Origin of the sequence: Paenibacillus sp. 598K, from assembly GCF_003851045.1 — a bacterium.
Classification (GTDB): domain Bacteria; phylum Bacillota; class Bacilli; order Paenibacillales; family Paenibacillaceae; genus Paenibacillus_D.
This window is the reverse complement of the sequence record NZ_BFBX01000176.1, coordinates 25,400-26,063: the sequence shown is the minus strand read 5'-3', so window position 1 is coordinate 26,063 and position 664 is coordinate 25,400. Positions and strand designations below refer to the sequence as shown.

General features: G+C 71.1%; 1 pseudogene. It reads left to right on the top strand.

Annotated features, from left to right (window positions below):
• Positions 1 to 664 (top strand): annotated as a pseudogene (locus tag PA598K_RS36795) (hypothetical protein); the annotation flags it as partial.

The window sequence follows — 664 nt, the reverse complement described above, 5'->3', positions numbered from 1 at the left end:
GGGCGCGCGCTGGGGCGGGTATGCGGGCTTCCTGCTGCTGGCGCTGCGGCTCGCCGACTCAGGCCATCGCTGGGCGGCAGCCGCGCTCGTGCTGCCGCTCCATCTGGCGTGCGGGCTGTTGCTCTGGAGCGGGGCAGCCGGTTGGGTCGGCTGGCTCGAAGACCCGAGGCTCGTCCTGACCAGCGTCGATCCGCGCCTCAGCGGGATCGGCGCGCGAGCAGCAGGACTGCTGCAATATCCCAATCTATACGGCGCTGTGCTGGCGGCCTATCTGAGTTGGCATTGGCGAGCCATGCTGCGGCCGGAACGGCCGGCGCTGTGGCTGGGCAGTGTTGTGCTGGCCATCCCGACCGGCGCGATGCTGCTGCTGACGGAGTCGCGCGGGGCTTGGTTGGTCGCGCTCGTCATATGGGGGATCGGGCTATGCTCGGTTAGTCGTTCGGCTCGGGCGGCCTGGCTGCTCTATCCGGCAGCCGCCCTGACCGGCAGCGCAGCCCTCTATACTGCGCTGCTCGCTCAACGTCTCGGCCAGCAGGAGGGAGGCTGGGGGCTGTCTGCGAGTCTGGCTGTGCTCTGCGGCGGCACCGCGCTCGTCTGCGCGCTGCGAGGCGGGCTGGGCGCGCTACAGGAGCTGTCTCCAGCCCGCCGCGCGCAGGCGGCGACA